This is a genomic window from Deltaproteobacteria bacterium, assembly GCA_011773515.1.
In the GTDB taxonomy this organism is placed as follows: Bacteria; Desulfobacterota; Deferrimicrobia; order J040; family J040; genus WVXK01.
Genome location: WVXK01000114.1, coordinates 37,828 through 57,635, shown reverse-complemented (window position 1 = coordinate 57,635; position 19,808 = coordinate 37,828). Strand labels below are relative to the sequence as shown.

22 protein-coding genes are annotated in these 19,808 nt (G+C 54.6%); 20 read left to right on the top strand and 2 right to left on the bottom strand.

Annotation, left to right across the window (positions count from 1 at the left end):
- The first annotated feature begins 2 nt into the window (after positions 1-2).
- From GTN70_12360 to GTN70_12325, 8 genes are all read left to right on the top strand, one after another.
- The gene (locus GTN70_12360) at positions 3-419 is read left to right on the top strand and encodes a PTS fructose transporter subunit IIA (protein ID NIO17748.1); all 417 of its coding nucleotides are present in this window, start codon (positions 3-5) and stop codon (positions 417-419) included.
- 2 nt (positions 420-421) lie between these two features.
- The gene (locus tag GTN70_12355; GenBank protein ID NIO17747.1) at positions 422-892 is read left to right on the top strand and encodes a PTS transporter subunit IIB; all 471 of its coding nucleotides are present in this window, start codon (positions 422-424) and stop codon (positions 890-892) included.
- A gap of 13 nt (positions 893-905) precedes the next feature.
- On the top strand, positions 906-1,619 hold the full coding sequence (locus GTN70_12350) for a hypothetical protein (protein ID NIO17746.1): 714 nt from the start codon (positions 906-908) through the stop codon (positions 1,617-1,619).
- Between the two features lie 44 nt (positions 1,620-1,663).
- Positions 1,664-2,380, top strand: a complete 717-nt coding sequence (locus tag GTN70_12345; protein NIO17745.1) for a hypothetical protein — start codon at positions 1,664-1,666, stop codon at positions 2,378-2,380.
- Positions 2,381-2,384: 4 nt separating this feature from the next.
- Positions 2,385-2,681, top strand: a complete 297-nt coding sequence (locus tag GTN70_12340; protein ID NIO17744.1) for an HPr family phosphocarrier protein — start codon at positions 2,385-2,387, stop codon at positions 2,679-2,681.
- A complete protein-coding gene (gene ptsP / locus GTN70_12335; protein NIO17743.1) occupies positions 2,682-4,448 on the top strand; it encodes a phosphoenolpyruvate--protein phosphotransferase in 1,767 nt (588 codons plus the stop codon).
- A 70-nt stretch (positions 4,449-4,518) separates the two neighbouring features.
- Positions 4,519-5,688 carry a methionine adenosyltransferase gene (locus GTN70_12330; GenBank protein ID NIO17742.1) on the top strand — a complete coding sequence of 390 codons (1,170 nt, stop codon included), beginning with the start codon at positions 4,519-4,521 and terminating at the stop codon, positions 5,686-5,688.
- Positions 5,689-5,766: 78 nt separating this feature from the next.
- Positions 5,767-7,026 (top strand): adenosylhomocysteinase, encoded by a 1,260-nt coding sequence (locus GTN70_12325; protein NIO17741.1) that lies wholly within the window; start codon positions 5,767-5,769, stop codon positions 7,024-7,026.
- Between the two features lie 121 nt (positions 7,027-7,147).
- Here the strand turns inward: GTN70_12325 and GTN70_12320 are convergent, their stop codons facing one another.
- Both GTN70_12320 and GTN70_12315 read right to left on the bottom strand, forming a co-directional pair.
- Entirely contained in the window at positions 7,148-8,221 is a 1,074-nt protein-coding gene (locus GTN70_12320; protein NIO17740.1) for an LptF/LptG family permease, read from the bottom strand.
- Positions 8,218-9,357: an LptF/LptG family permease gene (locus GTN70_12315; GenBank protein NIO17739.1), complete on the bottom strand. Its 1,140-nt coding sequence runs from the start codon at positions 9,355-9,357 to the stop codon at positions 8,218-8,220. Before GTN70_12315 ends, GTN70_12320 begins: the two co-directional genes overlap by 4 nt.
- A 75-nt stretch (positions 9,358-9,432) precedes the next feature.
- Here GTN70_12315 and GTN70_12310 point away from each other — a divergent pair, with 75 nt between their 5' ends.
- From GTN70_12310 to GTN70_12255, 12 genes are all read left to right on the top strand, one after another.
- Positions 9,433-10,593, top strand: a complete 1,161-nt coding sequence (locus GTN70_12310; protein NIO17738.1) for a phosphopentomutase — start codon at positions 9,433-9,435, stop codon at positions 10,591-10,593.
- Positions 10,594-10,596: 3 nt separating this feature from the next.
- The gene (locus GTN70_12305) at positions 10,597-11,550 is read left to right on the top strand and encodes a bifunctional riboflavin kinase/FAD synthetase (GenBank protein NIO17737.1); all 954 of its coding nucleotides are present in this window, start codon (positions 10,597-10,599) and stop codon (positions 11,548-11,550) included.
- The gene (locus tag GTN70_12300; protein NIO17736.1) at positions 11,519-13,000 is read left to right on the top strand and encodes a Do family serine endopeptidase; all 1,482 of its coding nucleotides are present in this window, start codon (positions 11,519-11,521) and stop codon (positions 12,998-13,000) included. The genes GTN70_12305 and GTN70_12300 overlap by 32 nt, the downstream gene beginning before the upstream one ends.
- Positions 13,001-13,031: 31 nt before the next feature.
- On the top strand, positions 13,032-13,298 hold the full coding sequence (locus GTN70_12295; protein ID NIO17735.1) for a hypothetical protein: 267 nt from the start codon (positions 13,032-13,034) through the stop codon (positions 13,296-13,298).
- 1 nt (position 13,299) lies between these two features.
- Positions 13,300-14,247, top strand: coding sequence for an RluA family pseudouridine synthase (locus GTN70_12290; GenBank protein NIO17734.1), 948 nt, complete (start codon positions 13,300-13,302; stop codon positions 14,245-14,247).
- 2 nt (positions 14,248-14,249) lie between these two features.
- Positions 14,250-14,957 carry a hypothetical protein gene (locus GTN70_12285; protein ID NIO17733.1) on the top strand — a complete coding sequence of 236 codons (708 nt, stop codon included), beginning with the start codon at positions 14,250-14,252 and terminating at the stop codon, positions 14,955-14,957.
- Positions 14,958-15,277: 320 nt separating this feature from the next.
- On the top strand, positions 15,278-16,534 hold the full coding sequence (gene rho, locus GTN70_12280) for a transcription termination factor Rho (GenBank protein NIO17732.1): 1,257 nt from the start codon (positions 15,278-15,280) through the stop codon (positions 16,532-16,534).
- A gap of 68 nt (positions 16,535-16,602) precedes the next feature.
- The gene (gene rpmE / locus GTN70_12275) at positions 16,603-16,815 is read left to right on the top strand and encodes a 50S ribosomal protein L31 (GenBank protein ID NIO17731.1); all 213 of its coding nucleotides are present in this window, start codon (positions 16,603-16,605) and stop codon (positions 16,813-16,815) included.
- 15 nt (positions 16,816-16,830) lie between these two features.
- Positions 16,831-17,517, top strand: coding sequence for an FAD-dependent thymidylate synthase (locus tag GTN70_12270; protein ID NIO17730.1), 687 nt, complete (start codon positions 16,831-16,833; stop codon positions 17,515-17,517).
- Between the two features lie 37 nt (positions 17,518-17,554).
- Positions 17,555-18,442, top strand: coding sequence for a DUF1385 domain-containing protein (locus GTN70_12265; GenBank protein NIO17729.1), 888 nt, complete (start codon positions 17,555-17,557; stop codon positions 18,440-18,442).
- A gap of 15 nt (positions 18,443-18,457) precedes the next feature.
- Positions 18,458-19,525: a peptide chain release factor 1 gene (prfA, locus tag GTN70_12260; GenBank protein ID NIO17728.1), complete on the top strand. Its 1,068-nt coding sequence runs from the start codon at positions 18,458-18,460 to the stop codon at positions 19,523-19,525.
- Positions 19,526-19,533: 8 nt separating this feature from the next.
- A partial coding sequence (locus tag GTN70_12255; protein ID NIO17727.1) for a hypothetical protein occupies positions 19,534-19,808 on the top strand: 275 nt, incomplete at its 3' end.

The following is a 19,808-nucleotide window of genomic DNA, read 5'->3' as shown; positions in this document are numbered from 1 at the left end:
TCATGATTGGTGTCGTCATCGTATCGCACGGAAACCTTGCAACGGAGGTGCTGAAGACTGCCGAGTTGATCGTGGGAAAGATCGAGCATGCCATGGCGGTAAATATAGATGCGAAAGCGTCTATGGAGAAGATTCACAACGACATCGAGAAGGCAATCAAATCGGTGGACAGTGGCGACGGGGTGCTCGTCATGACGGACATGTTCGGAGGCACACCTTCGAACCTCTCATTGTCATTTCTTGGAAGATATGACGTGGAGGTGATAACGGGGGTGAATACACCGATGGTTTTGCGGGTTCCTACTGCAAGGGAGAAGGAGAAGAATCTGGAGGATCTGGCCCGGTTTATAAAGGAGTACGGACAGAAAAACATAACAATCGCAAGCGAAATATTAAAGAGGAGGGTAGGAAGGAGTTAAATGTGCAGATAGCTCTTGTCCGAATAGATTCAAGGCTTGTCCACGGACAGGTTATCGAGGCATGGTTGCCCTTCACGGGTGCCTCAGAAATAGTCGTCGTTGATGACAGGACCGCATCAGATTTCATGATGAAAGAAGTCATGAAGATGGCGGTCCCACCCGATGTGGACCTTTTCTGCTCTTCCGTAAAGGATTTTGTATCGGGGTGCTGGGCCAGGGGTAAAGAGAGCAAGAGGGTTCTCGTTCTCTGCAGGGATCTGAAAGTTGCGTTGAGCATCGTCAAAGAGGTCCCGGGTATATTGAAAATCAACGTGGGCAACCTCCACTATGAGACGGGAAAAAAGAGGATATCCTCCACGGTTTTTTTTGATGCAGACGACGAGAGGATCGTGAGAAAGCTGAAGGATCTCGGTGTGCAGATCGATGTCAAGGCAGTGCCCTCTGACAGGGAAATAGATATAGAGCTGAAATAGGGAAATAGCCACGATGGAGATAAGCCTGACCACAAAGGTGGCAGTCCTGATACTCCTGTGTGGGATTATTTACCTGGACAGGGTCGCGGTTCTGCAGATGATGATTCACCGGCCGATAGCGATCGCGGTGATCACGGGGGCTCTCTTTAACCGGTTGCCGGAGTGTGTTACTCTTGGGATACTCCTGGAAATGCTCTGGGTTTCGCGGCTTCCCGTTGGCGCCTCGGTTCCTCCCGACGATACGGGAGCCGCTCTTTTCGGCACCGTAGCCGTTGCCTATCTGTCGTTTTCCAGAGAAGTGGGGTTTGCCGATATTGCGCTCATCGGATCCGCGTCGGTTCTCGTTGGGGAACTGGGCAGGGAGGTTGACATCCTGGTCAGGAGGATGAACGGAAAGATATCGAGGTACGCCGTGTCGGGTGTCGATTTGGGTGACCTGGAGACGGTGCGCTCCTGTATTTACGCATCGATTGTCCTCTGGCTCCTGGCGGGGGTGCTCCTATCCTTTTCCTGGATAGTCCTGGGCATCCTGGCGGGCAAACTGGTCGTCCCCGCCATTCCGCGGTATGTCATCTCACCGTTTCTGGTCATGTACCTCATCATCCCTGCAACCGGAGCGGTAAGCGTCTACCAGCACTGCAGGGTGAGCAACAAGAGCGCTTTTTTCCACATGGCTCTCGCTTCGGGAGCCATTGCGTTCATAATATTCGAGATGGGGGTTTTTTAAGGGTGCTGGATCGCAAAACGAAATCCCGGGTCTTTCTAAGGAGCATGCTTGTTCAGGCATGCTGGAACTTTGAAAACATGCAGAGTGTGGGCTTTCTCTATACGATTCTTCCGGGGTTGGAGAAGATATACGCGGGCGAGCCGGACAAGATACGGGAGGCGGCAAAGCGGCACGTTGAGTTTTTCAACACCCATCCCTATTTCTCTTCTCACCTCGCGGCCATGTCACTTGCTTTCGAGGAGAAAATCCAGAAGGGCGAAGTCGAACCTTCCGCCGTCAATTCTGCGAAAGTGGGTCTCATGGGTTCTCTCGGGGCTATCGGCGACTCCTTTTTCTGGGGGTCTCTGAAACCTTTTGTTTCTCTCATGTCGGTTCTTGCTGCCCTGGTCAACCCCTATCTCGGGATCGTGCTTCTCGTGCTGGCGTATAACTATTTTCACCTCCGGATGAGGATCATGGGATTCAAGATGTCCCTCGCGTCTCCAAATGGGATATACCAGTATCTCAGGGAAAATAACTTTGCCGAAAAGAATGAGTATATCCGTGCGCTGGTGATGATCTTTCTCGGGGTTTACCTGGGTTTTTTCATTTCGAGAATTCTCGCCGTTGACCAGAAATTCGTTTTCACGGGAATCCAGTTCCTGGTTTCCCTGTGTCTGGTTGTTGCGCTGGAGTTTATCTACCGGAAGATTGCTGCCACATCGGAGATAGTCATTTTTTCGGCAATGTTTGTGGTACTCATTTCTCTCGTCATGGGGTAACGGGATGAGCGAACTGGAAACGAGTGAATCTACCCGGGTCGTCAAGAACCTGATGATAAAGAATGAACTCGGACTGCACGCGAGGGCCGCATCTTCCCTCGCCAACCTTGCGAGTAAATTCCAGTCCGAAATATTCATATTCAAGGACGGCATAGAGGTCAATGGCAAGAGCATCATGGGGATCCTGATGCTCGCGGCCCCCAAAGGCTCGATGATCAAGGTTTCGGCGGAAGGTGATGACGCAGATGAGGCAGTAAAAGCGATCGAAGACCTGGTAAAGAGAAGATTCTACGAGAAATAGATGCACAGGGACAGGAAAAATATAATAGCAAGCGGCATACCCGCCTCGCCGGGCATTGCAATCGCAAAGGGCTTTTTTCTCGACAGGAGCCTGCCGAGCTTTGTCAAGTCCTACGTTTCCCGGGAGGAAGTGGAGATAGAGGTCGAGAAGTTCCTGGGGGCCGTCGATCGGTCCAGGATACAGCTCTCGGAGATCCAGGAGTCGTTAATCGAAAAAAACGGCGAGCACTACCAGATTCTCGGGGTCCACATCTCCATGCTCGAAGATTCGATGCTCATCGATGCGACGATCAAGATGATTCGGGATTATTTCTTCAGAGCGGAGTGGGCTCTGGATAAAGTGCTGAAGGACCTTGTCGAGAACTTCCACCGCATGGAGGACCCCTACCTGAAGCAGCGGGGCGATGACATCAAACAGATAGCCCACAGGATTTTTGAGAACCTGGCGGGCAGGAGGGTTGATTCAATTCTCGAGGTAGGCGAGGATGTCGTGGTCATTGCCCATGACCTCTCCCCGGCAGACACGGCCCAGATGGTGGGGCGTTCCGTGAAGGGTTTCGCCACCGATATGGGGAGCAGGACGTCCCACACGGCGATAGTCGCCCGGTCACTGAGGATACCGGCCGTCGTCGGTCTCGGGAACGTGACCAGCTATTTTGCCTACGACGAGGTGTACATAATAGACGGGTACGAGGGCATCGTAATCATCTCTCCCGATGAGTCGCTCATATCGGATTACACCAAGAAACTCGATCGGATGGAGAGGAAGCGAAAGGCCCTGGTGAAATTTTCGAAACTCCCTTCCGTTACGAGGGATGGGAGGAAGCTGAAGGTCATGGCGAACATCGAGATGCCCCACGAAGCGGAGCAGGCTCTTGCTCTCGGGGCTGACGGCATAGGTCTTTACCGGACCGAGTTTATCTACCTGAACCGGAGGGACATGCCCCTGGAGGATGAGCAGTTCATGATATACCGGGGTGTTGTCGAAAAGTTCCAGAAGGGTGAAGTGACGATCAGGACCCTTGACCTGGGGGGCGATAAGTTCGTGAGCCACGTTGACCTTGCAGAGGAGATGAATCCCGCCATGGGGCTGCGGGCGATACGGTTCTGCCTGAAGGAAAAGGAGATCTTCAAGACGCAGCTGCGGGCTATCCTCCGGGCCTCTGCTTACGGCAACGTCCGCATAATGTTTCCCATGGTGTCCTGCGTCTGGGAAATCGAGGAGGCGAAGAAAGTTGTTTCCGAGGCGAAGCGGGAGCTCTCCAGGGATGGCCACCCATTTGACGAGGAGGTCAAAATAGGCATCATGGTCGAGGTTCCCTCTGCTGCGATAATTTCGGATATCCTCGCCGGGATGGTGGATTTTTTCAGCATCGGCACGAACGACCTCATCCAGTACTGCCTCGCGATAGACAGGGTCAACGAATCGGTCACCTACCTCTACGACCCCCTCCATCCCGCCATAATCCGGATGATCAGGTTCATCGTTGAGGCGGCCCACGGCGCGGGAATAAAAGCTGCCATGTGCGGGGAGATGGCGGGAGACCATATGTTTCTCCCCGTCCTCATAGGCCTCGAACTCGACGAGCTGAGCATGAATCCCGATTCGATTCCTCTTGCCAAGACGATCATACGAAAGTCCGACTTCGGCTATGCCCGGGAGTTTTTGGAGGAGATAAAGTCGTGCGCCTCGGGGAGGGACATTTCTGACATGCTCCGCGGGAAATTCGAAGATCTCTATCCGGAGGAGATTGTCGAGAAATTTTAGATGCGGTATTGTATAATTCCCCGGACGGTTCTGTTCGGGGCAATGCGAAATGCCACGGGAGGTTGGATAGATGATTGAGAGGCCGTACCTGTTCACGTCGGAATCGGTCACGGAAGGACATCCCGATAAGGTTGCCGACCAGATATCGGACGCGATACTCGACGATATCATACGGAAGGACGCCGATGCCCGGGTTGCCTGTGAAGCCCTGATAACGGCGGGTCTGGTCATGCTCGGCGGGGAGGTGACCACCGGGGCGGATTGCGATGTGGTGAGGATCGTGAAGGATACGATCAAGGGTATCGGGTACGTAACCCCCGAGACGGGATTTGACGCCGACTCTTGCGGTGTCGTCGTGGCTCTGAACAGGCAGTCTCCCGATATCGCCATGGGGGTCGATCGGGGCGCTCCCGAGGAGCAGGGCGCCGGGGATCAGGGTATGATGTTTGGCTTCGCCTGTGACGAAACACCCGAGCTCATGCCTCTACCGATAATGATTGCCCATAAGATATCGAAACGGCTTGCCCGGTGCAGGAAGGAGGGGATCCTTCCCTTCATATGGCCCGACGGAAAGTGCCAGGTTACGGTTCAGTATGACGAGGGCAAGCCTGTCGAGGTGGTCACCGTTGTCGTTTCTTCCCAGCACACGCCGGAGGTGAGCGACGCAGATCTCAAAGACGGGATCCTGGAGGAGGTGGTGAAGAAGGTGGTTCCCCCCGAGTTCATTACCTACCGGACCAACTTTCTCGTGAACCCGACGGGGAGGTTCGTTGCCGGGGGGCCGATGGCCGACACGGGGCTTACGGGAAGAAAGATCATCGTCGATACCTACGGCGGGTCGAGCCGCCACGGGGGCGGGGCATTTTCGGGAAAGGATCCTTCGAAGGTGGACAGGAGCGCTTCGTACATGGCGCGGTACATCGCGAAGAACATCATCGGCGCCGGGGTGGCCAGGAAGTGTGAGATCCAGATCGCGTATGCAATCGGGGTCCCGGAACCTGTTTCCGTGAACCTCGACTTCTTCAATACCGGGGTGATACCGGAAAAAGAGGTGGAGGAGGTTATCCCCGATATTTTTGACATGCGGCCGGGGATGATTACGAAGAAACTGGACCTGCTTCGCCCGATCTACCTGAAAACGGCCGCATACGGGCACTTCGGCAGGGAAGATGAAGGGTTTCCCTGGGAGAACCGGGACGGTGTTTCGGCCCTGAAAGACCTCTTGAGGCTGGGGGTTTGAAGCTTTTTTGTGGCGCTTTTGCCGGGGCCCCGGAATGTTACCCATTCCCATAAATTACGAGAGTGGCAAGGAGGGACGATGCAAAAATCGCATGTTGCCAGCCTGAGGCTTTCCAGGACGGGGGAAAAACGAATCGAGTGGGCGGCGATGGAAATGCCGGTTCTCAAGGATATTCGGGACACCTTCCGGAGGGAGAAGCCCCTCGGGGGTGTTTCTGTCGCCTGCTGTCTCCACGTGACCACGGAGACGGCAAATCTCGTCATCGCGTTGAAGGAGGGTGGCGCGGCGGTAAGCCTCTGCGCCTCCAATCCTCTGAGCACGCAGGATGATGTAGCTGCGGCTCTGGCCAGAAATCATGACATTTTCGTATATGCGATCAAGGGTGAAAGCAAAAAGGTCTATTACCGTCACATATTGAACGCGCTCGAGATCAAGCCGAACATCACCATGGATGACGGGGCGGACCTGGTCTCCACCATCCACCGGCAAAAGCGGGTCTACCTGAAGGATGTCGTCGCGGGCACTGAAGAGACGACCACCGGGGTAATACGTTTGAGAAGCATGGCCGCTTCTTCTGTGCTCGAGTACCCGATCATTGCGGTGAATGAGGCACATACCAAGCACATGTTCGATAACAGGCACGGCACCGGGCAGTCCACCATCGACGGCATCCTCAGGGCTACGAACAGGCTCATGGCCGGATCTGAGTTCGTCGTTTCCGGGTACGGGTGGTGCGGCAAGGGGCTTGCCTTGAGGGCCAGGGGCATGGGTGCGCACGTCACCGTAACGGAGGTCGACCCGCTCAGGGCTCTGGAGGCAGTGATGGACGGCTTCCAGGTGGTGCCGATGAGCAGGGCTGCGCCGAAAGGGGATATATTCTGCACCGTTACGGGCGATGTCGATGTCATTGATGAAAAGCATTTCCTGCTCATGAAAGACGGTGCGATTGTATGCAACTCCGGTCACTTCAACGTCGAGATCAACCTCAAAGCCCTGGAAAAGCTCACGGTGAAAAAGAGGGAAATAAGGGAATTTGTCGTCGAATACACCCTCGAGAACGGAAGAAGGATTTTTCTCCTCGGGGAGGGACGGTTGATCAATCTCGCCGCCGCAGAAGGCCACCCGGCGAGCGTCATGGACATGTCCTTCGCAAACCAGGCCCTCAGTGCCGAGTTCATCGTGCGCTCCGGAAAGGGGCTGGAGAATAAAGTCCACAGCGTTCCCCCTGAGATAGACAGGAAAATTGCCGAAATGAAGCTCCGCGCGATGGGCGTGAAGATAGACCGGCTCACCGCGCGGCAGAGGGAATATCTATCGTCCTGGCAGGAGGGGACCTGAAGATACCTCGTTTTGCAATCGCCGGGGGATTTCAGGTTCCCGGTGAGGGCAGGATTACGATCCGCAGCTTCGGGGGCTTTGCTCAAGACAGGACAGGTATCCCCTTTTTCTTTAAAAACCTTCAGACCCGGAGCTTCTTGTAGACCAGGTAAGCTACCCCCGCCACCAGCAAAACGGGCGCCCAGGAGGCCGCCAGGGGTGGGAGAATTCCTTTGCGGCCCGAGGCGATGAAAACGGAAAAGAGGGCCCAGCAGGAAAAGCCGATCACCACGGACAGGACCACGCTCGTGATGAGGACTCCCTTCCTCGGTCCAACCAGGGAGAAGGGTGCTGCGAGGAAGATGATGACCAGGTTGAGGGTGAGGTAGGAGAAGCGCGAGTGATAGTCCACGAGGTAGCTGCGCGCGTCGAAGCCCTTGTGCTTTATCTCCCTGATGTACCGCGACAGGTCTCTCGAGTTCATGTCCGCGGGAGACTTCTGGGAACTGAAGAAGGTGTCGAAGCTCGCGGGGAGCTCAAGTGATGTGCCGGCCACTTTTGCCATACTCGGTTGCCCTTCGAGGGTAAGGATATCGACGTTTTTCAGGTTCCACACGCCGTTGTACGTCGCTTCCCGCGCATCGAATCTCTGCTTGAGATTCCCCCGGTCGTCGAGGACGAGATAGGTGAAGCCGAGAACACTGCTTTTTTCTTCATCGAGCAGGTGGGCTACGATCAACCCGTCTTCCACTTTCAGCCAGTACCTGTTCTGGAAAAACCTTGCGGCCCGCTCTTTCTTCCTTATGTAGTTTGCCTCGATGTCCCGCGCTGCCAGCGAAGTCCTCGGCACGACAATTTCCGACGTAAGGAAAGAGAGGAAAGCGGAAAAAACGGCGATGACGAGGATCGGCCCGATGATCCCCATGAGGCTCACGCCGGATGCAAACATTGCGATAGTCTCGTTGAACCTGGACCTGATGACGAGGAGGAGGACCGATGAAATCAGCAGGGCAAAGGGGAGGAAAGCGACAAAATATTCGGGAGTTTTAAGAATGTAGAACTTCAGGATCACATCGTTGCCCGCCCCGTATAGGTAAAAGTTGTCGAGGTGGTCCATCAGATCGACGAGGTGAAAGAGCATGATGATGAAAATGAGGGTGAAAACGAGCGTTTTCAGGTATTCCGTGCTTATGTATCTCTTGAGTATCGGGATCAACTTTTCATCCCCGTCAGCTTCCGGAATTTATCGGCGAAGGATGGATCTTTTTCCATCCACGTAAAGACAATTACCGTCACGAGGCCAAACAGGATATTGGGGAACCATATTATTCCAATGGACAGCGCGGGGGATGCGTTCTTTAAACTCTTGGCCACTCCGAGAAAAAGGTAGTATATAAACACCATTACGCCGGTGATGATGAGGGATGACGATTTTCCCCTGCTCCTCTGCACCGATCCCAGGGGAACGGCGAAAAAGGCGAAAACGATGCAGGAGAAGGGGAGGGATAGCCTCCGGTTGAGGGAGAATATGAGATCGACCATCCTGTTTCTGGAGGTCCCCCCCTTTCTGATGACTTTGAGTATTTCCGCCACCGACATCTCTTTGGGCTTTTTCACATGAAGGGAGGCTTTCCCCTCGCCGCCGTCTATGTTGAACGAGAGCTTTTCAAAGGTTACCACGTGGTGTGCATCGTTTTTCGCGATTTTCTGGTCCATGATTCCGTTGCTCAGGAGGAGCCCACCCTCTTCCTTTTCCCGGGAGGGGACCCTCTCTCCATTTTGGGCGGTTATGATTATCGGTTCGTCGAAGTTTTTCTTTTCCGATATCATGATTCTGTTCAAATTCGCTCCGTCAGGGCTCATGTGCTCAACGTAGATGAGCGTCGTATCGGTGAGCTTGATGAATACACCCTCTTTGATGATTTCCCTCGACCCGTAGTAAGATAGTTTCCGTACCGTCGTGAAAAGGTTGTTATAGCCAGCTGCCGCCCCATATAGGGTCAGGTAGAGAAGGCCGAAAAAGCAGATGAGAGAAGTAACGACAACGGGAGGTAAAAGCTGTCTGATGCTTATGCCGGATGATCTGATGGCCACGAGTTCGCTGTCAATGGAGAGCCGTGAGAAGGTGATCGTCACGCCGAGGATCAGCGACACCGGTATGCTTATCTCCAGGAATGCAGGGAGGGAGTAGAGAATGAGCTTTCCGATTTCAAGGGGTGGGACGCCCCCTGCGATGATATAATCTGAAATCTTGATGAGCTGCTGGGCAATCACGATAAGGGTGAAAATGAGGACGCCGGCGATGACAGAGGGGAAAAGTTCTTTCAGTATTGCGCGGTTTATTCTCGTCATTCCGTATCGGGGGTTCGGCTCATTTTCATTTCATAGTAATACAGGAAATAGAAATCCTCAAGATGACAGGGCTGTATGAGCAGGAAGAGGGCAATAATCATTGTGCTGGACGGAGTGGGTATCGGAAGCGCACCGGATGCTTCGCTCTATGGGGATGAAGGTGCGAACACGCTCGGCCATGTTCTGGAGGTGACGGGTGTTAACCTTCCCAACCTCGCCGGCCTCGGCATGGGCAATCTCGGGCAGTTCAGGGGACTGCCTCCCGTGTTAAAGCCCCTGGCCTGTTACGGGTCTCTCCATGAGAGCTCTGCCGGCAAAGACACGGTTACCGGTCACTGGGAGATGATGGGGATAACGGTGCGGGAACCGTTCCCCGTCTTTCCCGATGGTTTTCCTTCCCACGTCATGGAGGCCTTCGAAAGGGAGACGGGATTTGGATACCTCTGGAACAGACCTGCATCCGGCACGGAGATTATCGCGCGGCTTGGACTCGAGCATATGAGGACGGGGAAGCTCATCGTATACACATCGGCCGACAGTGTTTTCCAGATCGCCGCCCATGAGAAGGTTTTGCCCGAGGAGGGCCTGTATCGTGTATGCCGGAAGGCGAGGGAAATCGTGAATCCCCTGCGGGTTCTCCGGGTCATCGCACGGCCGTTCTCGGGGGAGGAGGGAAATTTTTTCAGAACATATGGACGGAGGGATTTTCCCCTCGAGCCCGAGGGGGATACCGTTGCAGACATCCTTGCGAAAGAAGGCATAGAAGTGGTATCCGTGGGAAAGGTGGGGGAGATGTTTTCCGGGAGGGGATTTTCGCGGATCATCAAAACGGCGGATAATGATGAGACGACCAGGGTGCTGGTCGACTGTATCAGGAAGGCCCCATCCGGCCTTATTTTCGCGAACCTGACCGATTTCGACACGGTCTACGGCCACAGGAACGACGTGCAGGGTTTTGCAGGAGCCCTCGCTCGATTTGACGGTGCCATTCCCGGGATCCTGAAGTGGCTCTCAGCGGACGACATGGTTATCGTTACGGCGGACCATGGGAACGATCCCACCTACCCGGGCACCGACCACACGAGGGAGGTGGTGCCCCTCCTCATATACCGGAAGGGGAGGGCGGGCAGGAGTCTCGGGGTGAAACACACTTTTTCCGTTGTCGGGGCGACTGTCCTGAAATATTTTCAGCTTCCCCTTTTCTCTGCCGGGGAAGCGTTCAACGAGGTGCTCTGAGGGATGAAGGTAATACGGGGAATTCAGAATCTCGAGGATTTCAAGGAGGGAAGTTATGTAACCATCGGGATTTTCGACGGTGTTCACCTCGGCCACCAGAAGATATTGAAATCCTTGAAGAAAATGGCAGGCAGGCATGGGAAAACGGCCCTGTTGACGTTCCATCCCCATCCGGTTAAGTTTTTCAACCCCGGGGGAAGATTCTACGAACTTTCAACGGTCGACAGAAAGATCGACCTGGTTTCGCCTTTCGGCATCGACTTCTTCGTCCTTTTTCCCTTTGGAGAAGGTGTGGCGGACATGCCCCCTGAGGTTTTCACCAGAAAGATCCTCGTGGGCATGTTCCGTGTCAAGGGCGTCGTGGTGGGGTACGATTTCTTCTTCGGAAAGGGACGCATCGGCGATACGAAGCTGCTCAAAAAAATGGGAAAAGAGTTTGGATTTGACGTGGAGGTAATAGAGCCGGTCAGGTTCATGGGCTCGATCGTCTCTTCGACGAGGATAAGGGAGCTTATCCTCTCGGGGAAAGTGCGGGAGGCAGCCCTCTTCCTTGGAAGGAACTACAGGATCTGCGGAACGGTGGTCCGGGGGGCAGGCAGGGGAAGGACCCTCGGGTTTCCAACGGCAAACATCGATTTCCAGAGCGAGATCATACCTCTTCCGGGAGTGTACGCGGTAGTCGTGCATATGGGTGGCGAAAAATTCCGGGGTCTTACGAACATCGGCTTCAACCCCACTTTCGGGGAAAAGACGCTCAGGGTCGAAGTGCACATGCTCGACTTTTCAGGGGATATATACGGCAGGGAGATTTCGTTACACTTTATTGATAGAATAAGGGATGAGAGGAAGTTTGCCTCCGCAAACGACCTTATCGGGCAGATGAAAAGAGACGTTAAAAAGGGCAGGAAGATCCTGGAGACGGTTGATGGGCGCGGGATTTCAGACACGACTGAATAAGATTCGAATCCTTCGAGCGCTGCTTTTTCTCCTGTCCACTGCGGCGCTCCTTCTCGTGGTTTCCGGATGCGAGCGGGTCAAGGAGCCGGACACGCAGAAGCAGGCGACAGTGGGTGGAGGGCCCGGTGCGGCTGCTGCGGTCAGTGACCTCGACATTATACGAAGCATGGAGCAGGCCTTCGTGCGGGTTGCGGATGACACGGTCCCGTCGGTGGTGAACATAAGCACCACACCCAAGATCAAGCAAAAAGATACGACGGAAAAGAAACCCTTCCTTCACGACTTCTTCGAGGGTATCTTCCCCATGATCCCTCACGGAGCAGAGACGAGCCTCGGGTCGGGGGTCGTCATTTCCGATAAGGGCTACATCGTTACCAACGAGCATGTAATCAGGGATGCGGGGGAGATCACGATCAGGCTGTTTGATTCAAGCGAGTACAAAGCCAGGGTGATCGGGGCAGACCCGAAGACGGACATAGCGGTTTTGAAGGTATCTGCGGAGAGGAAGCTCGTCCCCGCGAAACTCGGGGATTCGTCGGACCTGAGGGTCGGACAGTGGGCGATTGCCGTGGGAAACCCCTTCGGGCTGAATTCCACGGTGACCGTCGGCGTCATCAGCGGCAAGGGAAGAACTGACATCGGCATTGAAACCTATGAGGACTTCATCCAGACGGATGCATCGATCAATCCCGGCAACAGCGGGGGCCCCCTGTTGAACCTCGATGGCGAGGTAATAGGAATCAACACGGCAATCATAAGCTCGGGGCAGGGAATAGGGTTTGCTATCCCTATCACTCTCGTGAAAAACATAACCGAACAGATAATCAAGACAGGGGGAGTGAGGAGAGGTTGGCTCGGGGTCGGCATTCAGGACTTAACGGTCGACCTTGCCGCATCCTTCGGCATCCCGCAACAGGTGGGGGTGCTGATAAACAACATCTTTGCGGGTTCGCCTGCCGAAAAGGCGGGCCTGTTGAGAGGAGATATTGTTTTTGCCTTCAACGGGGAACCCGTGAACTCGGTCAGGGAGTTCCAGCGCATGGTGGCGACCTATGAGGTGGGGAAGAAGGCGAGCGTGGATGTCATGAGGGAGGGAAAGAAGATTTCCCTGGATGCGGTCATTGCCGACAGCCCCAAGGAGTCGGATATATTTTCTTTCAAAGATCCCGAAGCGGATGTTCTCGGCCTCGTGGTGGGTGATATCCCCGAGTCGATAAAAAAGAGCGTCGGTGTTACCGGGGGCGTGAGAATCGAGGCAGTCTTGCCCGGGGCGCCGGCCTATCTCGCCGGGATGAGAAACGAGGATATCATAATCGACCTCAACAGGATGAAGGTCGGGGATGTTGCCGATTACAACAAAATCATCGATTCCCTCGAAGGAGGCGATGTGCTCTCCGCCCTCGTCCTGAGAAAAGGAAGGACTCTGTATTTGGCGCTGAAAATAATGTAGAATCTACAGCAAAAACAAGGGAGGTTTTGCTTTGGAGAAGGTCAAAGACCCCGATGTTGCAAGGAGGATCGCCAGGGCTGTTGTCTCGGATATTGCCCTGTACAACGCGGCAAAGATGGAGGAGGGAATCAGAAACGACAATCTTTTCACGATTTTGAAAGATGAAATCGAAGAGGGAAGGCAGTACTACGAAAACCGGGTCGATCAGGAGATCCTCGAGAGCTATAACCTGTTCGAGAGGGCTCTGGTCGACATCCTGGTGAAGCAGGCTCCGAAAATCCCGTCCAAGATCTGGTGATATGCCTGAATCATTTTCTTTCCTTGTCTCAGACAGAGGGAAAACGTCCCGGCTCGACGTGTACATTCTGGAAAAACTCCCACACCTATCGAGGTCGTTTGTTAAAAAAATCGTTGATGGGGGAGGTGTCAAGGTCAACGGGACCGTGCCGAGAAAGGCAGGGGAGATGGTCCGGCATGGAGACGCGGTCGAGATCTTGATCCCTGATCCCGAAGTTCCCCGCCTCGTTCCAGAAGATATTGATATCAGGATCATTTACGAAGATGACTCCGTTGCGGTCATAGAAAAGCCCTCCGGTCTCGTCGTCCACCCATCCTACGGCCACCCCTCGGGGACCCTGGTGAATGCCCTAATCGGGCGGTTGAAAAAATTATCCAGCGAAGGCGGCGCAGCCCGCCCGGGTATCGTACACCGGCTCGACAGGGAGACGTCAGGAATCATGCTCGTGGCGAAAACCGATCGTGCCCACAGGAGGCTGGCGAGGCAGTTTTCCCTCCACACCATCTCGAGAAAATACAGGGCAATCCTTTTCGGGCTGTTGAGGAAAAAGACAGGAGCCATCGAAACTTTCATCGGCAGGCATCCCCGGCACCGGAAGAAGATGAGCGTGTTGCCCGACAGGGGGAAGAGGGCCCTGACCGAGTACCGGGTAATTGATGAAAGGGCGGATTTTTCTCTTGTCGAGTTTACCCTTAAGACGGGGAGGACGCACCAGATCCGCGTTCACGCATCCCACCTCGGCCATCCCGTCGTGGGTGACCGGGTGTACTCGAGCCGCAGCAGAATAATCAAACGCGGAAGCGGGAGGAGTGAAAGAGAGCACGTCGTTGACAGGAACCTTCTGCACGCCTTCCACATCGGCTTCCGGCACCCGGAATCGGAGGGATGGATGGACTTTTCGATAGAAACCCCCCCGGAGTTCAAAGAGTTCTGGAAATTTCTGGCATAGCAATGGACGGTTTCCTTGTATATCAGTCATCCGTGCTGAACGGCATTCGGGGTTTCGTGCACGCCTTCGGTTCCCGGGGGCTCGACACGGAATCGCCGGATGCTGTGCCGGAAGGGCTCAGATTTCTCGGTATCCCCCCGGACAGAATATTCACGCTCCGGCAGGTACATTCCCCCCGTGTTCTCATTGCGCGGGAGGAAGATCTCGAGAAAAGGGGGACCATAGAAGCGGACGGTGCCGTCTGCGTCAGCCCCGGGATGGGCACGGCAATCCTCACCGCGGATTGCCTTCCGGTGATCGTCGCTTCAGAGTCCTGTCCCGGATTCTTGATGATTCACGGAGGGTGGCGGGGCCTCGATGGTGGAATTGTCGAAACGGGTTTGGCGCTCTACCGCAAAACCACCGGTGCTCCCCCCGAATCGCTGAGGGCGGCCATCGGTCCCTCTGCATCGGCCTGCTGCTATGAAGTGGGCCGGGATGTGGCCAAGCTCTTTGTCTCCCTTTACCCCGAGTGCCTGACCGGGTCGAAAGGGGACAGGTTCCTTCTCGACTTGAAAGGGATTTGCCGGAAAAAGCTGGTTTCATCGGGGCTTCTAGAGGAGAGCATAGACGTCCTGCGGGAGTGCACGGTCTGTGACGGTCGGTTTCACTCCGTCCGGAGAAGCAGCGAAAACAGGCTCAGGCAGATAAGCGTTGCCTACATTTCATGAAGGAACAGGAGCGGGGCATGAGCAGCTATCCAGATCTGCTCACGGGTGGCGTGAGGAACGTACCGTCAAGGCACACCCAAGAGGCAGACCGGCGAAGCGAAAAGGCCTGCAGATGAATCTAACATGATGAGGGAAATGATTTCTCTATTGCCTGGGTTTCCCCGAGTCATATTTTGCTTGACTTTTGCCGGGTGAGGATTGAAAATATCACTGTATTTAACAGAGGGACCCACCGAGGTATACCTATTTCTATTAAAACTCACGCTCACGGCAATTAACTCATCGTGAAAACCGACATATGAGTATCAAGGAGTAATTTTATGAACCTGAAAGACCTGAAAAAAATGCGCATCAGTGAACTTACGGAAATTGCGAAGCAACTTTCTATCGAGGGTGCAGCGGCGCTGAAAAAACCTGAGTTGATATACGCTATTTTGCAGGCGAGCCAGATTTCAGACCAGGAAGAGATCGTTGTCCAGGGAGAGGGTGTGCTGGAGATTCTTCCCGACGGGTATGGTTTTCTCCGGTCCCCCGATTCGAATTACCTCCCCGGCCCGGACGATATCTATGTGTCGCCGTCGCAGATCCGCAGATTTGTCCTGAAAACGGGTGATACCGTTACGGGCCATATCCGCGCTCCCAAGGGTGAGGAGAAGTACTTCGCTCTCCTGAAGGTTGAGAAGATAAATCACGATGACCCGCAATACGCGATGGACAAGATCATCTTCGACAACCTGACTCCACTCTACCCGATGGAGAAATTCAGCCTTGAATATGATCCCGAGAATATCTCGACCCGCATAATCGACCAGGTCGCACCCATCGGGAAAGGGCAGCGTGCCCTGATAACGTCGCCGCCCCGGGCAGGGAAGACGATTATCCTCCAGAACATAGCAAATGCCCTCACCACCAACCACGAGGAGATCGTCCTCATCGTGCTCCTCATCGACGAGAGGCCTGAAGAGGTGACCGATATGCAGCGCAGCGTAAGGGGTGAAGTGATCAGTTCCACCTTCGACGAGCCGGCACAGAGGCATGTCCAGGTGGCGGAGATGGTTATCGAGAAAGCGAAGAGGCTCGTGGAGCACAAACTCGATGTGGTGATTCTCCTCGACAGCATAACCAGGCTTGCCAGGGCCTACAACGCCGTTGTTCCCCCTTCGGGCAAGGTCCTTTCAGGGGGCGTGGACGCAAACGCCCTTCAGAAGCCGAAGCGGTTTTTCGGGGCTGCCAGGAATACCGAGGAGGGCGGCTCCTTGACCATCATCGCGACTGCGCTCATAGAGACGGGAAGCAGGATGGACGAAGTCATCTTCGAGGAATTCAAAGGTACCGGAAACATGGAGCTGGTCCTTGACAGGAAAATTTCCGAAAAGCGGATATTCCCTGCTATCGATATCAACAAGTCCGGCACGAGGAAAGAAGAGCTGTTGATCGACAAGAACGACCTGAACAGAATATGGATACTTCGGAAGTTCCTCTCTCCTCTTTCTCCGGCCGAGAGCATGGAGTTTTTGATAGACAAGGTCTCAAAGACCAAGACCAACAAGGAGTTTCTCGAATCTATGAATCAGTAGGCGCTGTCCGCTCTATCGGTTAACCGGAAAACTTTCATTGAAATAAATGTGAAAAGTGGAGGAAGCAAATGAAAAACGACATCCATCCGAAGGTCCAGAAGGCGGTGGTCAAATGCGCCTGCGGGAACACCTTTGAGACGCTTTCCGTTCTCTCGGAGATCAAGGTCGCCATCTGTTCCAACTGCCATCCCTTCTTTACGGGCAAACAGAAGATCGTCGATACCGCGGGCCGGGTGGAGAAGTTCAGAAGGAAGTATGGCCAGCCGGAAAGTGAACAGTGATGAACCGGGAATTTCATGTATGTTGAACTGCTGAAATACACCACCGACCCGGAGAAGGTAGTCGCACTCGCAGCCCGTCTCTGCTACACAAAATCAACCGTTGAAGATCTGAACTCAAATCTTTCCCACGATTATGCGAAAAAGCTGGTGAGGAAGATCATCTCCCTCGGGCACCTCTCCGTTCTGGAGCACGTGAGTTTTACCTTCGGGGTGGAAGGTATATCGAGGGCCACGTCCCACCAGCTCGTGCGGCACCGAATCGCCTCATATTCCCAGCAGAGCCAGCGCTACGTTGAATTTGACAATATCGAGATCGTCATCCCCCCCTCGATTCAATCGGACGGCGAGGCGCTCGCGAGTTTCCGGGAAAAGATCACGGGCATCGAGTCCCTCTACCGCATGTTGATCGAGAAGGGTATCCCCCCCGAGGATGCCCGTTATATACTTCCCAACGCGGCGATTACCCGCATCATCATCACGATGAACGCCCGTGAGCTGAATCATTTCTTTCAGCTGCGCTGCTGCAGGAGGGCCCAGTGGGAGATACGCAATATGGCGAAGGAAATGCTGAAGAAGGGAAGGGAGGTGGCTCCCGTCATATTCGAGAAATCCGGGCCTGGTTGCCTGAGGGGCCCCTGCACGGAAGGTGAGTTCACCTGTGGAAAGCCAGATGAAGTCAGAAAAGAGTTTCTGGACCTCTGAGTCCCCTGTTCCAGGTCGGTTACGTGAGGTATAGGTCGTGAATATCGACAGGGAATTCGTCCTGGGAGGACAGGCGGTGATAGAAGGCGTCATGATGAAAGGCGGCGACAGGTATGCGGTTGCAGTCAGGTCGCCCTCGGGAGGGATCGTGTGCGAAAGGTTCTCTATCGAAAGCGGGCGTTTCGCGAAAAAACTGCAGAAGACGGTCTTTTTAAGGGGACTGATAATTCTTTTCTCGATGCTCGTGATCGGCCTGAAGGCCCTGAACTATTCCGCTGCAGTGGCAACGCAGGAAGAGGAGAAAGGGTTTTCCCCTCTCCTCATGGGCGTTACCGTGATCATGGCTCTGTGCCTGGCCCTGGTCCTCTTTTTCCTTCTTCCCTTTCTTGCGGGGCTCGGCTTTTCCGGGGCAACGGGCTTGCCGGTGGGGGGGGGCACCTTCAACCTCCTGGAGGGGGGCGTTCGCATTCTCGTTTTTCTCCTCTACATCGGGGCAATCTCGTATATAGATGATATCAGGAGGGTTTTTGAGTACCACGGGGCGGAGCACAAGGTGGTGAACGCGTATGAGGACAGTGCGGTTCTCGAGGCAAGCGAGGTGATGCGCTATCCGCGGTTCCATCCCCGGTGCGGTACCTCTTTTATTCTCTTCCTTCTCTGTATCAGCATCGTCGTGTTCAGCCTCGTACCGGCTGGTATGTCGGTGTTTGCAAAGGGTGCAATGCGCATCGTACTCCTCCCGATCATTGCCGGCATCTCGTACGAGTTCATAAGGCTGGCGGGAAAGAGGAAAAAATCGCTTGTTTTCAGATTGCTGTCCGGTCCCGGTATGCTCCTTCAGAAGATCACGACGAGGGAGCCGGATGTCAAACAGGTTGAAGTGGCCCTCGCTTCACTGAGCTCGCTCGATGGGCCCCTTGCCTGAAGGGAGATACGTGCAATGCTCGAGAGGCTTGAAACGATACTGAAGCGGGAAGCGGAACTTTCGAAGATACTGTCCGATCCCGACGTGATAGGCGATCAGAGGGTCTTCAGGGAATACGCGAAGCAGTATGCCGAGATCAGCGAGATAGCGAGTCACTACCGGGATTACAAGCGTACCCTCGCCGAACTGGAGGAAGCGCGGGAGATGCTCGTCGGCGAGGATGACGGAGAGCTCCGGGAGTTTATCAAGGAAGATATTACCCGGCTGGAGGGGCAGAAGGAGAAACAGGAGAGTGACCTCAAGGTGCTGTTGTTGCCGAAAGACCCGAGTGACGACAAGAACATCCTTCTCGAGATACGAGCCGGAGCGGGGGGCGAAGAGGCGTCTCTTTTTGCATCAGACCTTTTCAGGATGTACGCCATGTACGCCGAGAGGAAGGGCTTCTCCATTGAAATCCTGAGCTCCCACCCCACGGGCCTTGGGGGGTACAAGGAGATCATCGCCCTCATAGCGGGGAAGGGGGCATACAGCCTCCTCAAGTATGAAAGCGGCGTTCACCGTGTTCAGCGGATTCCCGAGACGGAAGGGGGCGGAAGAATACACACGTCCACGGCCACGGTTGCAGTCCTCCCCGAAGCAGAGGAAATCGACGTGGATATTCAACCGGACGATTTGCGGATCGAGGTGATGAGGTCTTCCGGGCCAGGGGGCCAGTCCGTCAACACGACGGATTCTGCAGTGAGAATAACCCACGTTCCTTCCGAAATAGTCGTCTCCTGCCAGGATGAAAAATCTCAGCACAAGAACAAGGCGAAGGCGATGAAGATACTGAGGGCCCGGCTTTTCGAGAGGGAGCAGAGAAAACAGATGGAAGAGATTTCAAAGATGAGGAAATCTCAGGTGGGGACGGGGGACAGGAGCGAGAGGATCAGGACCTATAACTTTCCCAAGAACCGCGTCAGCGATCACAGGATAGGTCTTACCCTCTATAACCTCCCCGATGTTCTCAGCGGAGAGCTGGATGAGGTGATCGACAATCTGGTAACCTACTATCAGACGGAAATGCTCAAGCAGGCCAAGTAAAGAGCCCGATGAAGGTATCGGATGTACTATCCATTGCGCGGCGTGAACTGGGCCGGATAGGGGTGGATGATGTCGATTCGGAGGCGCGGTTCATCACCTCCTGGGTTTGCGGGTTGGCCCCGGGGAAGATTCCCGTAGCGGGAGACGTTGAGATAGAGGGGATTTCGGAGCGGCTGGAGGGAGTCCTGTCGAGGAGGAGAAAGCGGGAGCCGCTTCAGCTGATCATCGGGAAATGGGAGTTTTTCGGCCGGGAGTTTTTCCTCGAGCCCGGCGTGCTCGTTCC